Below are 647 nucleotides of genomic sequence, written 5' to 3'. Positions count from 1 at the left end.
CACCGGCACCGGACGCAAGCGTCGGTCGAGAACCCATGTCGTCGTGTTGGCCACCGCCCGGCCGATCGGGATGACCGTCTCGTCGTCGGCGACCTCATAGGCGGTCACGTCCACCGCCGCCTCGGTCGGCCCGTACAGATTGATGAGCCGGACGGATTCCAGCGCGGACAGCAACGCTGAGGCCGGGGCAGGCGCCAACGCTTCGCCGGATGCGAAGACATGCCGCAGAGTTCTCAGTCCGCTCAATCGAACGCCGACGGCGTCGATGAATGCCGACAGCATCGACGGCACGAAATGCACCACCGACACCGACTCTCGCACAATCAGATCCGCGAGATAGCCGGCGTCACCGTGACGACCCGGCGCGGCCACCACCAACCGCGCACCCACCACAAACGGCAAAAACAACTCCCACACCGACACATCGAACGTCACCGGCGTCTTCTGCAAAAACACCTCATCAGCACCCAGCGCATAATCGTCACGCATCCACCACAAACGGTTCACCACCGCAGCATGCGAGACGGTCACCCCCTTCGGCCGTCCCGTCGACCCCGAAGTAAACAACGTATACGCCGGATGACCAGGCAACAACGGCGAACGCCGCTCGACATCGGCCACCGGCGCCACCGCGACATCCACCACCG

1 protein-coding gene is annotated in these 647 nt (G+C 64.5%); it reads right to left on the bottom strand.

What is annotated here, in order from left to right:
* Nucleotides 1–647 (bottom strand): AMP-binding protein (locus tag HH308_RS29350; protein ID WP_170197828.1); only part of this gene is annotated, 647 nt, incomplete at both ends.

The sequence above is a fragment of the Gordonia asplenii genome (genome assembly GCF_012933505.1).
Lineage (GTDB): Bacteria > Actinomycetota > Actinomycetes > Mycobacteriales > Mycobacteriaceae > Gordonia > Gordonia asplenii.
The sequence above is the reverse complement of the archived record's forward strand: the minus strand, read 5'-3'. Positions and strand labels throughout refer to the sequence as shown.